Source organism: Streptomyces sp. (assembly GCF_031181555.1).
Lineage (GTDB): Bacteria > Actinomycetota > Actinomycetes > Streptomycetales > Streptomycetaceae > Streptomyces > Streptomyces fimbriatus.
Genome location: NZ_JAPSKQ010000011.1, coordinates 1 through 13347, shown reverse-complemented (window position 1 = coordinate 13347; position 13347 = coordinate 1). Strand labels below are relative to the sequence as shown.

Annotated in this window: 14 protein-coding genes; all 14 read right to left on the bottom strand. The window is 72.1% G+C overall.

Annotated features, from left to right (window positions below; genetic code table 11):
• Positions 1 to 16: 16 nt before the first annotated feature.
• Positions 17 to 754 carry a sirohydrochlorin chelatase gene (locus RIM90_RS04315; RefSeq protein WP_309059183.1) on the bottom strand — a complete coding sequence of 246 codons (738 nt, stop codon included), beginning with the start codon at positions 752 to 754 and terminating at the stop codon, positions 17 to 19.
• Between the two features lie 9 nt (positions 755 to 763).
• On the bottom strand, positions 764 to 1660 hold the full coding sequence (locus RIM90_RS04310) for an ABC transporter permease (RefSeq protein WP_309059182.1): 897 nt from the start codon (positions 1658 to 1660) through the stop codon (positions 764 to 766).
• Positions 1647 to 2435, bottom strand: a complete 789-nt coding sequence (locus RIM90_RS04305) for an ABC transporter ATP-binding protein (RefSeq protein WP_309059181.1) — start codon at positions 2433 to 2435, stop codon at positions 1647 to 1649. The genes RIM90_RS04310 and RIM90_RS04305 overlap by 14 nt, the downstream gene beginning before the upstream one ends.
• A 35-nt stretch (positions 2436 to 2470) precedes the next feature.
• Positions 2471 to 3574: an aliphatic sulfonate ABC transporter substrate-binding protein gene (locus RIM90_RS04300; protein WP_309059180.1), complete on the bottom strand. Its 1104-nt coding sequence runs from the start codon at positions 3572 to 3574 to the stop codon at positions 2471 to 2473.
• Positions 3575 to 3798: 224 nt separating this feature from the next.
• Positions 3799 to 5133 (bottom strand): GTP-binding protein, encoded by a 1335-nt coding sequence (locus RIM90_RS04295; protein ID WP_309059179.1) that lies wholly within the window; start codon positions 5131 to 5133, stop codon positions 3799 to 3801.
• A gap of 2 nt (positions 5134 to 5135) precedes the next feature.
• The gene (gene cysD / locus RIM90_RS04290) at positions 5136 to 6074 is read right to left on the bottom strand and encodes a sulfate adenylyltransferase subunit CysD (RefSeq protein ID WP_309059178.1); all 939 of its coding nucleotides are present in this window, start codon (positions 6072 to 6074) and stop codon (positions 5136 to 5138) included.
• Positions 6071 to 6628, bottom strand: coding sequence for an adenylyl-sulfate kinase (gene cysC, locus RIM90_RS04285; protein WP_309059177.1), 558 nt, complete (start codon positions 6626 to 6628; stop codon positions 6071 to 6073). The genes cysD and cysC overlap by 4 nt, the downstream gene beginning before the upstream one ends.
• A gap of 2 nt (positions 6629 to 6630) precedes the next feature.
• The gene (locus RIM90_RS04280) at positions 6631 to 7341 is read right to left on the bottom strand and encodes a phosphoadenylyl-sulfate reductase (protein ID WP_309059176.1); all 711 of its coding nucleotides are present in this window, start codon (positions 7339 to 7341) and stop codon (positions 6631 to 6633) included.
• Complete coding sequence (locus RIM90_RS04275; RefSeq protein WP_309059175.1) at positions 7338 to 7517, bottom strand: hypothetical protein; 180 nt, start codon at positions 7515 to 7517, stop codon at positions 7338 to 7340. The genes RIM90_RS04280 and RIM90_RS04275 overlap by 4 nt, the downstream gene beginning before the upstream one ends.
• Positions 7514 to 9229 carry a nitrite/sulfite reductase gene (locus tag RIM90_RS04270; protein ID WP_309059174.1) on the bottom strand — a complete coding sequence of 572 codons (1716 nt, stop codon included), beginning with the start codon at positions 9227 to 9229 and terminating at the stop codon, positions 7514 to 7516. Before RIM90_RS04270 ends, RIM90_RS04275 begins: the two co-directional genes overlap by 4 nt.
• A 136-nt stretch (positions 9230 to 9365) precedes the next feature.
• A complete protein-coding gene (locus RIM90_RS31515) occupies positions 9366 to 9449 on the bottom strand; it encodes a putative leader peptide (protein WP_310887545.1) in 84 nt (27 codons plus the stop codon).
• A 127-nt stretch (positions 9450 to 9576) separates the two neighbouring features.
• A complete protein-coding gene (locus tag RIM90_RS04265) occupies positions 9577 to 10149 on the bottom strand; it encodes a GNAT family N-acetyltransferase (protein ID WP_309059173.1) in 573 nt (190 codons plus the stop codon).
• An 85-nt stretch (positions 10150 to 10234) separates the two neighbouring features.
• On the bottom strand, positions 10235 to 11536 hold the full coding sequence (locus RIM90_RS04260; protein WP_309059172.1) for a hypothetical protein: 1302 nt from the start codon (positions 11534 to 11536) through the stop codon (positions 10235 to 10237).
• A 199-nt stretch (positions 11537 to 11735) separates the two neighbouring features.
• Positions 11736 to 13010 (bottom strand): GAF domain-containing protein, encoded by a 1275-nt coding sequence (locus RIM90_RS04255; RefSeq protein ID WP_309059229.1) that lies wholly within the window; start codon positions 13008 to 13010, stop codon positions 11736 to 11738.
• Between the last annotated feature and the right edge of the window lie 337 nt (positions 13011 to 13347).

Sequence of the window (13347 nt, the reverse complement as noted above, 5' to 3'; positions counted from 1 at the left end):
CCGGGCACCCGGCGCGTCAGGCCCCGACCGCCGCCGGCACGGGCATCCGCGCCTCGTCGTACCGCTCCAGCAGCACCCGCGCCACCTCCGGCGCCGGGCCCAGGACGTCCGCCAGGACGTCCGCCTCCGCCGCGCCCCGCGCGATACGGTCCGGCAGGAAGCCGGGAGCCAGGACGTACGGGGCGACGGCGACACGCGCGCAGCCGAGGGCGCGCAGTTCGCGTACCGCCTGCTCGGTGCGGGGCAGGGATGCGGAGGCGAACGCAGGCCGCACGGCGCACCAACCGGTGTGCCGCCACTCCCGCGCGATTTCTGCGATCACTGCGATCGCCTCCGGGTCGGTGGACCCCGCCGAGGCCAGCACGACCCCGGTCGAGGACTTGTCGGCGGGCGTCAGGCCCGCCTCGTACAGGCGCCGTTCCAGCGCCGCGAGGAGCAGCGGCGACGGGCCCAGCACCTCGGCCTGGCGGATCCGCAGCCGCGGCGGTGCCTGGGCCAGCACCGCCGGGATGTCCGCCTTGGCGTGGAAGGCGCGGGTCAGCAGCAGGGGGAGGGCGACCACGTCGCGGACCCCCTCCGCCGCCAGGGACTCCAGCACGCCCTGCACGGAGGGGAGGGTGAAGTCCAGGAAGCCGGTCTCCACGCGCAGCCCCGGCCGCAGCGACCGCACCCGCCGCACCAGGGCGTGCACGGTCGCGGCGTGCCGCGGATCGCGGCTGCCGTGGGCGACGACGAGAAGAACCGGACGGTGCATGGCCGCGCCTCAGCCCTTCACCAGCAGACCGCGGCTGCGCAGCACCCACCGCTCCAGCGGGCTGAAGATCAGCAGGTCGATGGCGATACCGACGGTCAGGATCAGCAGGATGGCCTCGAAGACCATGGCCATGTCGCTGGCGTTGCGGCCGTTCTCCAGCAGCTGGCCGAGGCCCACGCCGAGGTCCGGGAAGGACGCGATGATCTCCGCGGCCATCAGGGAGCGCCAGGAGAACGCCCAGCCCTGCTTCAGGCCCGCCACGTAACCGGGCAGCGCGGCCGGCAGGACGATGTGCCAGGTGCCCTTCAGCCCCGTCGCGCCCAGCGTGCGGCCGGCCCGCAGGAACAGCGGGGGCACCTGGTCGACGCCGGAGACCAGGCCGTTGGCGATCGAGGGGACCGCGCCGAGCAGGATCACCGCGTACATCATCTGGTTGTTCAGGCCCAGCCAGATCACGGCCGGCGGCACCCACGCCACCGACGGCAGCGACTGCAGACCGGACAGGATCGGGCCGATCGCCGCGCGCACGAACTTCACCCGCGCCACCAGCAGCCCCAGCGGGGTGCCGATCAGCAGCGCGAAGAAGAAGCCGAGCAGACCGCGCGAGACGCTGGTCCAGATGTAGCCGAGCAGCTCGCCCTGGAGCCACGCCTGGTGGACGACGTCCCACACCGCCCCCGGCGGGGGGAGCTTCGTCGGATCGTCGACGATCTCGAACGAGACCAGTGCCTGCCACACCGCCAGCACCAGCGCGATGGCGACGACCGGCGGCAGGATCTTCTCCACGAAGGTCTGGCGCAGCGGCTTGCGGCCGGTCTGCACCGTCTCGAGGGCGTCGAGTCCCGCCTCCAGCCCGGCGAGGTCGCCCCCGTCCCTGTCCTTCGCGGTCGTCTCAGTGCTGGCCATGACGGCGGATCTCCCCACGGAGTTCTTCGGTGATCTCGACGGACAGTTCCGCCACCGCGGTGTCCTCGATACGGCGCGGATGCGGGATGCCGACCGTCCACTGGCGGGCGATCCGCCCCGGGCGGGACGACAGCAGCACCACCCGCTGAGCGAGCCGGACCGCCTCGCGCACGTTGTGCGTGACGAACAGGACGGACAGCTGCGTCTCGCGCCAGATCCGGGTCAGCTCGTCGTGCAGCACGTCGCGCGTGATGGCGTCCAGCGCCGCGAACGGCTCGTCCATCAGCAGCAGCTTGCTCTCCTGGGCGAGCGCCCGGGCCATGGCCACGCGCTGGCGCATACCGCCGGACAGCTCGTGCACCCGCTTGCCGTGCGCGCCCTTCAGCCGGACGAGCTCGAGCAGCTCCTCGGCCCGTCCGCGGCGCTCGTTCTTCGGCACGCCCCTGAGCTTCAGGGCGAGTTCGATGTTCTTGCCCGCGGTCAGCCACGGGAACAGCGCGTGCTCCTGGAACATCAGCGCCGGGCGGCCGTCCGTGCTGATCGTGCCGGCCGTGGGGCGGTCGAGCCCCGCGACCAGGTTCAGCAGCGTCGATTTGCCGCAGCCCGAGGCACCCAGGAGGGTGACGAACTCGCCGGGCGCGACATCGAGGCTGATGTCGTCCAGCACGAGCTGCCGCCCGGCAGGGCCCGGATACGACTTCGAGACGTGCTCGATCCGGGCGGCGTGCGTGGCCGACTCGGTGCCGTCGGCGGCCTTGGCGAGGGTCGTGGCCATGGTCGTCACCTCCTGGGAACTCTTCGGGATCCGGCTTACTTGGCGCCGAGTCCGGCGTCGTCGACGGCGGGTGCGCCCTCGGCCTCGAGGACCTTGTTGAGGAGCGTGAGGTCGTAGATGCCCTCCAGGTCCGGCTCCTGAAGCAGACCCGCCTCGACGGCGTGCTCGGCCTGGGCGTCGAGGGTGGCGGCCAGCGGGTCGTCGGTGAACCGGATCGACCTCCACGCCGGGTCCAGGACCTCGGCGGGCAGCGCCTTGCCGGAGTCGGCCTGAAGCTGCTCGTTGGCGACGGCCTTCGCCTCGTCCGGGTGGGCGTTGATCCACTTGTTGGCCTCGAGGGACGCCCTCAGTACCGCCTCGACGGCCTTCGGGTGCTCCTCCAGGAACTGCTGCCGCACGATGATGTTCGTGATCACGAACTTTCCGTCCGGCCACAGGGACGCCTCGTCCAGCAGCACCTTGCCGCCCTGCGCGACCAGCTTCGAAGCGGTCGGCTCCGGCACCCAGGCGCCGTCGATCGAGCCGGAGGCGAAGGCGTCCGGGGTGACCTTGTTGTCGCTGCGGACGACCGTCACATCGCCCTTGCCGCTCTGCGCGTCGACCTTCCAGCCCTGCTCGGACGCCCAGTTGAGGAACGCCACGTCCTGCGTGTTGCCGAGCTGCGGGGTCGCGATCCGCTTGCCCTTGACGTCCTTCAGGGACTTCACCTCGTCCGGATTCACCACGAGCTTCACCCCGCCGGACGCCGAACCGCCGATGATGCGCAGGTTCCTGCCGCCGGACTTGGTGTAGCCGTTGATCGCCGGGGACGGGCCGATGAAGCCGATGTCGAGGGAACCCGAGTTGAGCGCCTCGATCTCGGAGGGCCCCGCGTTGAAGACCGCGTACCGGGCCTTCGTGGCGCCGAGCTCCTTCTGGAAGAAGCCCTTCTGGTTGCCCACCAGCGCGGTGCCGTGGGTCAGATTGCCGAAGTAGCCGATCCTGACGCTGTCGAGGCCGTCGATCTTCTCCGCCCCGGCGGCGATCTCGGCGGTGTCGTCGTCCTTGGCCTGGGACCCGTAGCCGCAGGCGGCCAGGGTGAGCAACGGAAGGACGGCCATCACCGCGAAGGTGCGGCGCAGGACGGTCGTGGCAGGCACGGGAGGTGTTCCTCTCGCAAGGCCCGGCGGTCACGGACTCTCAGGCCGTGGCCGGGAGATCGGCGGGTTTGCGTCTACGGCGGTGGGGGGTGAGGGCGCGCGAGCGGTGCGCGTACGTCAACGCGCACATCGGGCCACTCCGCCCTGCCCGCTGCCGAGAGCTCCGCTGCCGACGCGGCCGCCCTCTTTGGCGAAGGTGCCGTAGTAGTCGGTGGAGTTCATGCTCAGAAGTCCCACCCCTCGTCCTCGGACGCGTCCTTGACCGGCTCCGGGGAGGCGAAGGACTCGCCGACCATGCCCGCGGTGAGCGTGGTGCCGTCGCTGGGGTCGATGAGGATGAACGAGCCGGTGCGCCGCGAGTCCGCGTAGGAGTCGGCCGGCAGCGGTTCGGCGGTGCGGATCTTCACCCGGCCGATGTCGTTGGCGACCAACCGGCCCGGGTGCGGGTGCAGCGACAGGTCGTCGAGCGTGAGCCGGGACGGGATGTCCTTGACGATCGCCTTGACCGTGCGGGTGCCGTGCTTGAGCAGTACCCGGTGGCCGACGGTCAGCGGGGCGTCCGCGACGTGGCAGACGGTCGCCTCGATGTCCTGGGTGGTCGGTGGCGCGTCCTTGCTGGGGACGATCAGGTCGCCGCGGGAGATGTCGATGTCGTCCTCCAGCAGGAGGGTCACCGACTGCGGTGTCCACGCCACGTCGACCGGCTCGCCCAGCAGGTCGATCCCGGCGATCCTCGTGGCCCGGCCGGACGGCAGCACGGTCACCGACTCGCCGACGCGGAACGTGCCGGCCGCGATCTGGCCGGCGTAGCCCCGGTAGTCGGGGTGCTCGGCGCTCTGCGGCCGGATCACGTACTGCACGGGCAGCCGGGCGTGGCAGTGCGCCAGGTCGTGGCTGACCGGGACGGTCTCCAGGTGCTCCAGCACGGTCGGGCCGCCGTACCAGTCCATGTGCGCGGAGGGCTCCACGACGTTGTCGCCGACCAGCGCCGAGATCGGGATCGCGGTGACCTCGGGGACGCCCAGCTCGGTCGCGTACGCGGTGAACTCCTCGGCTATCTCCGCGAACACCGCCTCCCGGTAGTCGACCAGGTCCATCTTGTTGACGGCGAGGACGACGTGCGGGACGCGCAGCAGCGCGGCGATGGCGGCGTGCCGGCGGGTCTGCTCGACGACGCCGTTGCGGGCGTCGACGAGGATCACGGTCAGCTCGGCCGTCGACGCCCCGGTGACCATGTTGCGGGTGTACTGCACATGGCCGGGGGTGTCGGCGAGGATGAACCGGCGCCGCGGCGTGGCGAAGTAGCGGTAGGCCACGTCGATGGTGATGCCCTGCTCCCGCTCGGCCCGCAGACCGTCGGTGAGCAGTGCGAGGTCGGGACCCTCCTGGCCGCGGCTCGCCGACACCCGCTCCACGGCCTCCAGCTGGTCGGCGAGGACCGACTTGGAGTCGTGCAGCAGCCGGCCCACCAGGGTGGACTTGCCGTCGTCGACGGAACCGGCGGTGGCGAACCGCAGCAGGGTGGTGGCCGAGAGCTCCTCGGTCGTGGTCGTGCTCATGCTTAGAAGTACCCCTCGCGCTTGCGGTCTTCCATCGCGGCCTCGGAGAGCTTGTCGTCGGCGCGGGTGGCACCGCGCTCGGTGAGCCGGGAGGCGGCGATCTCGGTGATCACCTTCTCGATGGTGTCGGCGTCGGAGTCGACCGCGCCGGTGCAGGACATGTCGCCGACCGTGCGGTAGCGCACCAGCCGCTTCTCGACCCTCTCGCCGTCCTTCGGGCCGCCCCACTCGCCGGCGGTGAGCCACATGCCGTCGCGCCGGAAGACCTCGCGCTCGTGCGCGTAGTAGATCTCGGGCAGTTCGATGTTCTCGCGGGCGATGTACTGCCACACGTCCAGCTCGGTCCAGTTGGACAGCGGGAAGACGCGGACGTGCTCGCCGGGCGCGTGGCGGCCGTTGTACAGGTTCCACAGCTCGGGACGCTGGCGGCGCGGGTCCCACTGGGAGAACTCGTCGCGCAGCGAGAACACCCGCTCCTTGGCGCGGGCCTTCTCCTCGTCCCGGCGCCCGCCGCCGAACACCGCGTCGAACTTCTCGCTCTGGATCTTCTCCGTGAGCGGCAGCGTCTGCAGCGGGTTGCGGGTGCCGTCGGGGCGCTCCTTGAGGACGCCGCGGTCGATGTAGTCCTGCACGGAGGCGACGTGCAGCCGCAGCCCGTGCCGGGCGACCGTGCGGTCCCGGTAGTCGAGGACCTCGGGGAAGTTGTGCCCGGTGTCGACGTGCAGCAGGGAGAAGGGCACCGGGGCCGGCGTGAACGCCTTCAGCGCCAGGTGCAGCATGACGATGGAGTCCTTGCCGCCGGAGAAGAGGATCACCGGGTTCTCGAACTCGCCCGCCACCTCACGGAAGATGTGCACGGCCTCGGACTCGAGGGCGTCGAGGTGGGAGAGCGCGTACGGGCTGTCGGTCTCCTCCGTCACGGTCGCAACGGTGGCCGTCATGCCAGTCCCCTTTCGCTGAGCAGGGCGTACACCGCCGCGGCGGACTCCTGCACGGTCTGGTTCTGGGATTCGATGCGCAGGTCGGGCGACTCGGGCTCCTCGTACGGGTCGTCGACCCCGGTGAGCCCGGTGAGTTCACCCGCGGCCTGCTTGGCGTACAGGCCCTTCACGTCGCGCTCGCTGCACACCTCGACCGGCGTCGCCACGTGCACCTCGACGTACGCCGTGCCGTTCGCCTGGTGCCGCTTGCGCACCGCCTCCCGGCTGTCGGCGTACGGCGCGATCACCGGGACGAGGGCCAGCACGCCGTTGCGGGCGAGCAGTTCGGCGACGAAGCCGATGCGCTGCACGTTGGTGTGCCGGTCCTCGCGGGAGAAGCCCAGGCCCGCCGAGATGAACTCACGGATCTCGTCGCCGTCGAGCACCTCGACGCGGTGGCCCCGCTCGCGCAGCCGGCCGGCCAGCTCGTACGCGATGGTGGTCTTGCCGGCGCTCGGCAGACCCGTGAGCCAGACGGTGGCTCCGGTCACGTCAGTCTCCTGAAGGGTCGTCATGGTCAGCCGTGCAGCCCGCACTCGGTCTTGGCGCGGCCCGCCCAGCGGCCGGCCCGGGCGTCCTCGCCCTCGAGGACCCGGCGGGTGCAGGGCGCGCAGCCGACGGAGGCGTAACCGTCCATCAGCAGCGGGTTGGTGAGCACGCCGTGCTCGGCGACGTAGGCGTCCACGTCGTCCTGGGTCCAGCGGGCGATGGGGGAGATCTTCACCTTCTGCCGCTTCTCGTCCCAGCCGACGACCGGGGTGTTCGCCCGGGTCGGGGACTCGTCGCGGCGCAGCCCGGTCGCCCAGGCCACATAGCCCCTGAGCCCTTCCTCCAGCGGCTGCACCTTGCGCAGCCTGCAGCACAGGTCGGGGTCGCGGTCGTGCAGCTTCGGGCCGTACTCCGCGTCCTGCTCGGCCACGCTTTGACGCGGGGTCAGCGTGATGACGTTGACGTCCATCACGGCCTCCACCGCGTCCCGGGTGCCGATGGTCTCCGGGAAGTGGTAGCCGGTGTCGAGGAAGACGACGTCGACGCCGGGCATGGCGCGGGAGGCGAGGTGGGCGACCACCGCGTCCTCCATCGAGGAGGTCACGCAGAAGCGCTTGCCGAAGGTCTCGGCGGCCCACGTGAGGATCTCCAGTGCGGAGGCGTCCTCCAGGTCGCGGCCCGCCCGCTCGGCCAGCGCCTTCAACTCCTCGGTGTCACGCTCTTCCTGAATCGCGGTCATATCCGGTCCCCTCCCGTTTCGGATCGCTCAAGCCCCCGGGCGAGCAGCCCGAGGAACTTCAGCCGAAAGGCTCGGTTGCACGCGCCGCATTCCCAGGCGCCGTGTCCCTCCTCGCTGGGACGCAGGTCCTCGTCCCCGCAGTAGGGGCAGTGGAACGGCACGGCCCGCTCGCTCACGACAGCGCCTCCTCGGACGCACGGGCGACCCAGGCGGCGAAGCGCTCGCCGTCCTCGCGCTCCGCCTGGAAGCGCTTGAGGACCCGCTCGATGTAGTCCGGCAGTTCGTCGGCGGTGACCTTCAGGCCGCGCACCTTGCGGCCGAAGCCCGCCTCCAGGCCGAGCGCGCCGCCGAGGTGCACCTGGTAGCCCTCGACCTGCTGGCCCCGGTCGTCGAGGACCAGCTGGCCCTTGAGACCGATGTCCGCCACCTGGATACGGGCGCAGGCGTTGGGGCAGCCGTTGAGGTTGATGGTGATCGGCTCGTCGAAGTCCGGGATGCGGCGCTCGAGTTCGTCGATCAGCGAGGCGCCGCGCGCCTTGGTCTCGACGATGGCGAGCTTGCAGAACTCGATGCCGGTGCAGGCCATGGTGCCGCGCCGGAAGGGCGAGGGCCTGGCGGTGAGGTCCAGTGCCTCCAGCGCGTCGACCAGGGAGTCGACCTGGCCCTCCTCGACGTCGAGGATGATCATCTTCTGCTCGACGGTGGTGCGCACCCGGCCCGAGCCGTGCGCCTCCGCCAGGTCGGCGATCTTGGTGAGCGTGGTGCCGTCGACCCGGCCGACGCGCGGGGCGAACCCGACGTAGAAGCGGCCGTCCTTCTGGCGGTGCACGCCGATGTGGTCGCGCCACTGCTGCACGGGCTGCTCGGGCGCGGGCCCGTCGACCAGCTTGCGCTTCAGGTACTCGTCCTCCAGCACCTGGCGGAACTTCTCCGCGCCCCAGTCGGCGACCAGGAACTTCAGCCGGGCCCGGTTGCGCAGCCGGCGGTAGCCGTAGTCGCGGAAGATCGACAGCACGCCCTCGTAGACGTCCGGGACGTCCTCCAGCGGCACCCAGGCGCCGAGGCGCACGCCCAGCTTGGGGTTGGTGGACAGGCCGCCGCCGACCCACAGGTCGAAGCCCGGCCCGTGCTCGGGGTGGCGGACGCCGACGAACGCGACGTCGTTGATCTCGTGCACCACGTCCAGCGCCGGAGAGCCGGAGATGGCGGTCTTGAACTTGCGGGGGAGGTTCGAGTACGCCTTGTTGCCCAGGACGCGGCGCTTCATCTCCTCCAGCGCCGGGGTGCCGTCGATGATCTCGTCCTCGGCGATGCCGGCGACGGGGGAGCCGATCATCACGCGGGGGGTGTCGCCGCAGGCGGTGACGGTGGACAGGCCCACGCCCTCCAGCCGGTTCCAGATCTCGGGCACGTCCTCGATGCGGATCCAGTGGTACTGGACGTTCTGCCGGTCGGTGATGTCGGCGGTGCCGCGCGCGAACTCCTGCGAGATCTCGCCGATCACCCGCAGCTGCCGGGTCGTCAGCGCGCCGCCGTCCACGCGCACCCGCAGCATGAAGTACTCGTCGTCCAGCTCCTCCGGCTCCAGGATCGCGGTCTTGCCGCCGTCGATCCCGGGCTTGCGCTGGGTGTACAGGCCCCACCACCGCATCCGGCCGCGCAGATCGTTCGGGTCGATCGAGTCGAACCCGCGCTTGGAGTAGATCGTCTCAATGCGTGTCCGCACATTGAGACCGTCGTCGTCCTTCTTGAACTGCTCGTTGCCGTTGAGCGGAGTGAGGTGACCCACGGCCCACTGTCCCTCTCCGCGGTGACGGCTCACCTTGCGGCGGGGAGTCGCGGCGGCAGGCTGCTGCGCGGCGGCAGGCTTCTGCGGGGTGGCGGCCATGGTTGATACGTCCTTCGGGACAGACGGGAATGCGGCTCTGACCTGCGCATACGGATGCACGAGCAGGCGTGCGCGGCGTTGCGCGGGGGTGAAGCGGGAGAACGGGGAAGGGGTTGTCGGGCGCTGCTGGGTGCTCTCAGCGCGCCGGACAGATGGCGCTGGACATGCGGCCGAGGTCGACGTGCCGCCGACTCACCAAGGCGATTCCAGTTCCAGGCATGGCGGAAGCCTGGCACGGCGATCTGGACACAGTCCAGCTTCATCCAAGATATGGACACCCTTGTCTCGAAGTGAGAGACAAGGGTGTCCTTGGTCACAAGCGGGACGGGCGGTCTTGTCCGCGCTGGTCAGGCGGGGTGGGCCCCCGGCCACGGGCCCGGCGCGGCCACCTCCGGCTCCTCCTCCACCTTGGTGTCGAACAGCTTGAAGCCCCGGCGCCGGTAGTTGGCCATGGCGTGCTCGCCGTCCTTGCTGCACGTGTGCAGCCACACCCGCGTGGTCGGCTTCACCCCAGGCCAGCGCTCCGCCAGGTCCCAGGCGCGGGCGGTCCCGTACGACAGCAGGTACCCGCCGATGCGCCGGCCCCGGAAGCCGGGCAGCAGCCCGAAGTAGACGATCTCCACGACCCCGTCGTCCTGGGACTCCAGCTCCACGTACCCCGCGGGCGTCCCGCGGTCGTAGGCCACCCAGGTCTCCACACCGGGCCGGTCCAGGTGCTCCAGCCACTGCGCGTACGTCCAGCCCAGCCGGTCGGTCCAGCGGATGTCACCGCCGACCGAGGCGTACAGGAAACGGCTGAACTCGGGCGAGGGCACCTCGGAACGGACGATCCGCACGTCCCCCTCGGGCGCGGCGGCCGGAAGGAGATCGGTGGGCGCGGTCTGCTCCAGGGACCAGGTGGTCACGGGGATGGTCGTCATGTCCGAAAGGGAACCACCCGGCACGGAGTCCTGTCGAACGCCCGGCCGATCCGCGGGACGGTACGGACACGGCCCCGGACGGGCCCTAGTCGAGGGAACGGTCGACCGAGGCCAGGGGCAGGGCGAACAGCATCCGGCCGGACTGGGACCAGACCTCGCCCGTCTCCTGCCAGTGGGACAGGGACGCCGTCCGGCCGCTCCAGCAGCGGTGCGTCTCGTCCGCGCCGCACCGGATGGGCCGGGCCCCCTCCCCGTCCTGCCGCCACAGCGAGCCGCGCTCGTCCGGCGTCCCGGTCATCCGGCCCAGGTACCAGCCCGACCGGTGCGACAGCACGCTGCGCACATCGGTCAGCTCCGTCTCGTACGCCTCGACCGGGTGCGCCCGCGACAGCGGGCCCGTGGCCAGCAGGCCCGTCCGCCGAGGGGCGTCGCTGAACGCGTACCGCCACAGCCGGGTCGGTCCGTCGTGGTCCCCGGGCACCGCCTCGTGCGCGACCAGGCTGTCCGGCGCGGTGCTGCGGTCCAGGGAGATGCCGCCCGGCCGGGGGGCGTCCGCACCGGCCGGGCGGTAGGAGGCGACGGCCGGCAGCACGTACCGCGCCCCGGCCGCCGACCAGCCGCCGGGCACCCGGCCGACCGGCATGCCGTCCACGGTGGCCCGCAGCACCCGGTCCACGTCGTACACGTACAGCGCGCTGTCCTCCCCGCGCCCCGCGGTGACCAGCAGCTTGTCCTGGTACCAGACCATGCCGGACACGGGGGAGCCGAGCCCGCGGTAGTCCCGGCCGCCGTCCACCGGAACGGCCAGCAGGGCCCAGGTGTAGCGGAGGCCGGCCGGATCACCGGCGTCGACGAAGGCGACGCGGGCGAGCCCGCGCTCGGCGGTGGCGGTGCCGTCCCGTGCCGGCCTGCCCTCGTGGCTCCAGCCGGAGAGGATCACCCGGTGCTCGCCCCAGCGCCCGTCGTCGTCCGCGTCCCCGGAGGTGGTGACCGCGCCGGACCGCCAGCCGTCGGTGCCGGTCCAGCAGTACGCCCGGGTGGCGGCCGGCTCCACCGGCAGGGCGCGCCGGTCGTCGGCCGGACAGTCCTCCGCGTCGCGCAGGGCGCCGTCGGGGTCGGCCAGCACGGCGCCGACGCCGACGGGCCGGCCCATCCGGGAGGAGAGCCGGTCGAGCCAGTCCCGCGGGACCTCGTGCTCGGTCAGTCGCAGCGGCGCGGTCTCGGCGGGCGCGGTGAGCGGTTTCAACGCCCCCGGGTCGTCGGCGTCGGTGGCCTGGGAGGTGCTGATCAGGGTGGCCGCCGCGGTGAGCGCGAGGGCGGTTCCGGCCAGCGCGGCCCGCAGCGCCCTGCCCCGCCTGCGTCGGCGGTGCCTGCCGCGATGCTTCATGACGTCCTCCCGAGACGAGCCAACTGCGTCCGGTGATCCGCGGGTTGACCGTGGAGCAGATGGGGTGGCCCGTATCGGGATGCTACGGCAGGTGGGCGCCGTGGGAGGTGAGGACCCTGCAAATGAGCGGAATCCGCAACCTCCCGGGTGAGGCGGTGAGCATGTGGGTGGCGGTCCGGGCAGGTGTGCGCGGGGTGCCCTACGGCTTCGCCGTCCGCGTTCGCCGGCCGTCCAGCGCCGGGGCCGTCGAGTGGGGGAGGAGGTCGCGGGGGTCGTCCGGCAGGAGGACGTCGACCTCGGCGCTCTCCGCGAAACGGTACGGACGGTGGTCCAGCAGGCTGCCCAGATAGCGCCGCACCCGGGACATCTCCGCGCGCACCGTCACCGTGCGGGCCGGGTCGCCGAAGAGGTCCTGGGCCAGCCCGGCGGCGCTGCGCCCCGAGCGGTGCACGGCCAGCAGGTACAGCAACTCGGCGTGCCGCGGACTCAGTTCCCGCGTCCACGAGCCCGCACCGCCGGACACCTCCACCGACCAGCGGCGCGGCCCCCTGAGGTCCAGCACGATCCGGGTCGCGTCGCGCGCCACCGGTTCGTCCGCCGCCCGCACCAGCCAGCCCCCGGCCAGCGGCTCCAGCGAGCACCGCCCCAGCGCCGGCAGCCACCGCATCCCCGCCGACACCGACGCGGGCAGCGTCAGCCGCCGCGTGTACGGCATCCCGGTGACCGCGGCCGTCCACCCGTACCGGTCCACGACCAGGGCGCGCCCCTCGATCCGGGCCAGCACCGGCGCCGCCACCGCGCGCAGCCGTTCCAGCGTCTCCAGATGCATCTCCCGCAGCCGCGCCTCGGCCAGCTTGGCCACCGAGTCGACCCAGGACAGCGTGGCCGGGTGCATCGTCTCCAGCGGCCCGCTCACGTCCACCACGCCGATCAGCCGCCCGTCCCGGGGGTCCGTCAGCGGCGCCCCGGCACAGGTCCAGGTGGCGTGCGAGCGCACGAAGTGCTCGGAGGCGAAGACCTGCACCGGACGCCGGGTCACCGCCGGCGTGCCCACCCCGTTGGTGCCGACGACCTCCTCGCGCCAGTCCGCGCCGACCTCGAAGCCCAGCCCGTCGGCCTTGCGCAGCACCGGCGCGCTGCCCTCCCGCCACAGCACCCGGCCCTCCTCGTCGGCCACCACCATGATGTGGTGGGCGACGTCCGCGACCGACAGCAGCCCCTCCCGCAGCACCGGCAGCACATGCCGCAGCCGCGAGGACTCCCTCCGCCGCTGCACCTCCTCGCGGGACAGCAGCCCGCTGCGGACGTCGCGGTCCGGGTCGACGCCGCTGCGCAGCATCCGCTCCCAGGACTGTCCGATCACCGGGCGGGGGGCCACGGGCGCGCGCTGTCCGGCGAGCGCGGCGGAGCGGACCTCGCTCAGCACCCGGGCCGCACGCGTCGCGTCGACGGCGGCCAGTTGCGTCACGTCCATCGGCGAGAGCGCCACCGGTCCTCCCGGGGGAAGGGCTCGGAGGCCGGCCACACGCACGACCCGCCGGCCGCACCCCCGAGATCCGTTCTGACTGTCGGTCTCATACTGCCGTCTGCCCCCGATCGGGGTGCCCAGTACGACCACGGCGGCGGCAAGTTGCAACCCCCTGCAACCCTGGTGGACGGCCCCGCGCTGCTTGAAACTTGAGCGACGCCGTCCCGAGCGGCGTCCACGGCTCGTAAGGGGCCCGTGCGGCGGGGGTGGTGCCGTGTCGGCGCAGCACCACCCCCGCGTCGCACCGCCGCCTCAGGACACCGGAGCCGCTTCAGGACACCGG

What these genes read in the sequence shown, in the direction of transcription:
- RIM90_RS04315 (WP_309059183.1), bottom strand. Translation starts at nt 754, where the DNA reads ATGCACCGTCCGGTTCTTCTCGTCGTCGCCCACGGCAGCCGCGATCCG.
- RIM90_RS04310 (WP_309059182.1), bottom strand. Translation starts at nt 1,660, where the DNA reads ATGGCCAGCACTGAGACGACCGCGAAGGACAGGGACGGGGGCGACCTC.
- RIM90_RS04305 (WP_309059181.1), bottom strand. Translation starts at nt 2,435, where the DNA reads ATGGCCACGACCCTCGCCAAGGCCGCCGACGGCACCGAGTCGGCCACG.
- RIM90_RS04295 (WP_309059179.1), bottom strand. Translation starts at nt 5,133, where the DNA reads ATGAGCACGACCACGACCGAGGAGCTCTCGGCCACCACCCTGCTGCGG.
- cysD (WP_309059178.1), bottom strand. Translation starts at nt 6,074, where the DNA reads ATGACGGCCACCGTTGCGACCGTGACGGAGGAGACCGACAGCCCGTAC.
- cysC (WP_309059177.1), bottom strand. Translation starts at nt 6,628, where the DNA reads ATGACGACCCTTCAGGAGACTGACGTGACCGGAGCCACCGTCTGGCTC.
- RIM90_RS04280 (WP_309059176.1), bottom strand. Translation starts at nt 7,341, where the DNA reads ATGACCGCGATTCAGGAAGAGCGTGACACCGAGGAGTTGAAGGCGCTG.
- RIM90_RS04270 (WP_309059174.1), bottom strand. Translation starts at nt 9,229, where the DNA reads ATGGCCGCCACCCCGCAGAAGCCTGCCGCCGCGCAGCAGCCTGCCGCC.
- RIM90_RS31515 (WP_310887545.1), bottom strand. Translation starts at nt 9,449, where the DNA reads ATGCCTGGAACTGGAATCGCCTTGGTGAGTCGGCGGCACGTCGACCTC.
- RIM90_RS04265 (WP_309059173.1), bottom strand. Translation starts at nt 10,149, where the DNA reads ATGACGACCATCCCCGTGACCACCTGGTCCCTGGAGCAGACCGCGCCC.
- RIM90_RS04260 (WP_309059172.1), bottom strand. Translation starts at nt 11,536, where the DNA reads ATGAAGCATCGCGGCAGGCACCGCCGACGCAGGCGGGGCAGGGCGCTG.
- RIM90_RS04255 (WP_309059229.1), bottom strand. Translation starts at nt 13,010, where the DNA reads ATGGACGTGACGCAACTGGCCGCCGTCGACGCGACGCGTGCGGCCCGG.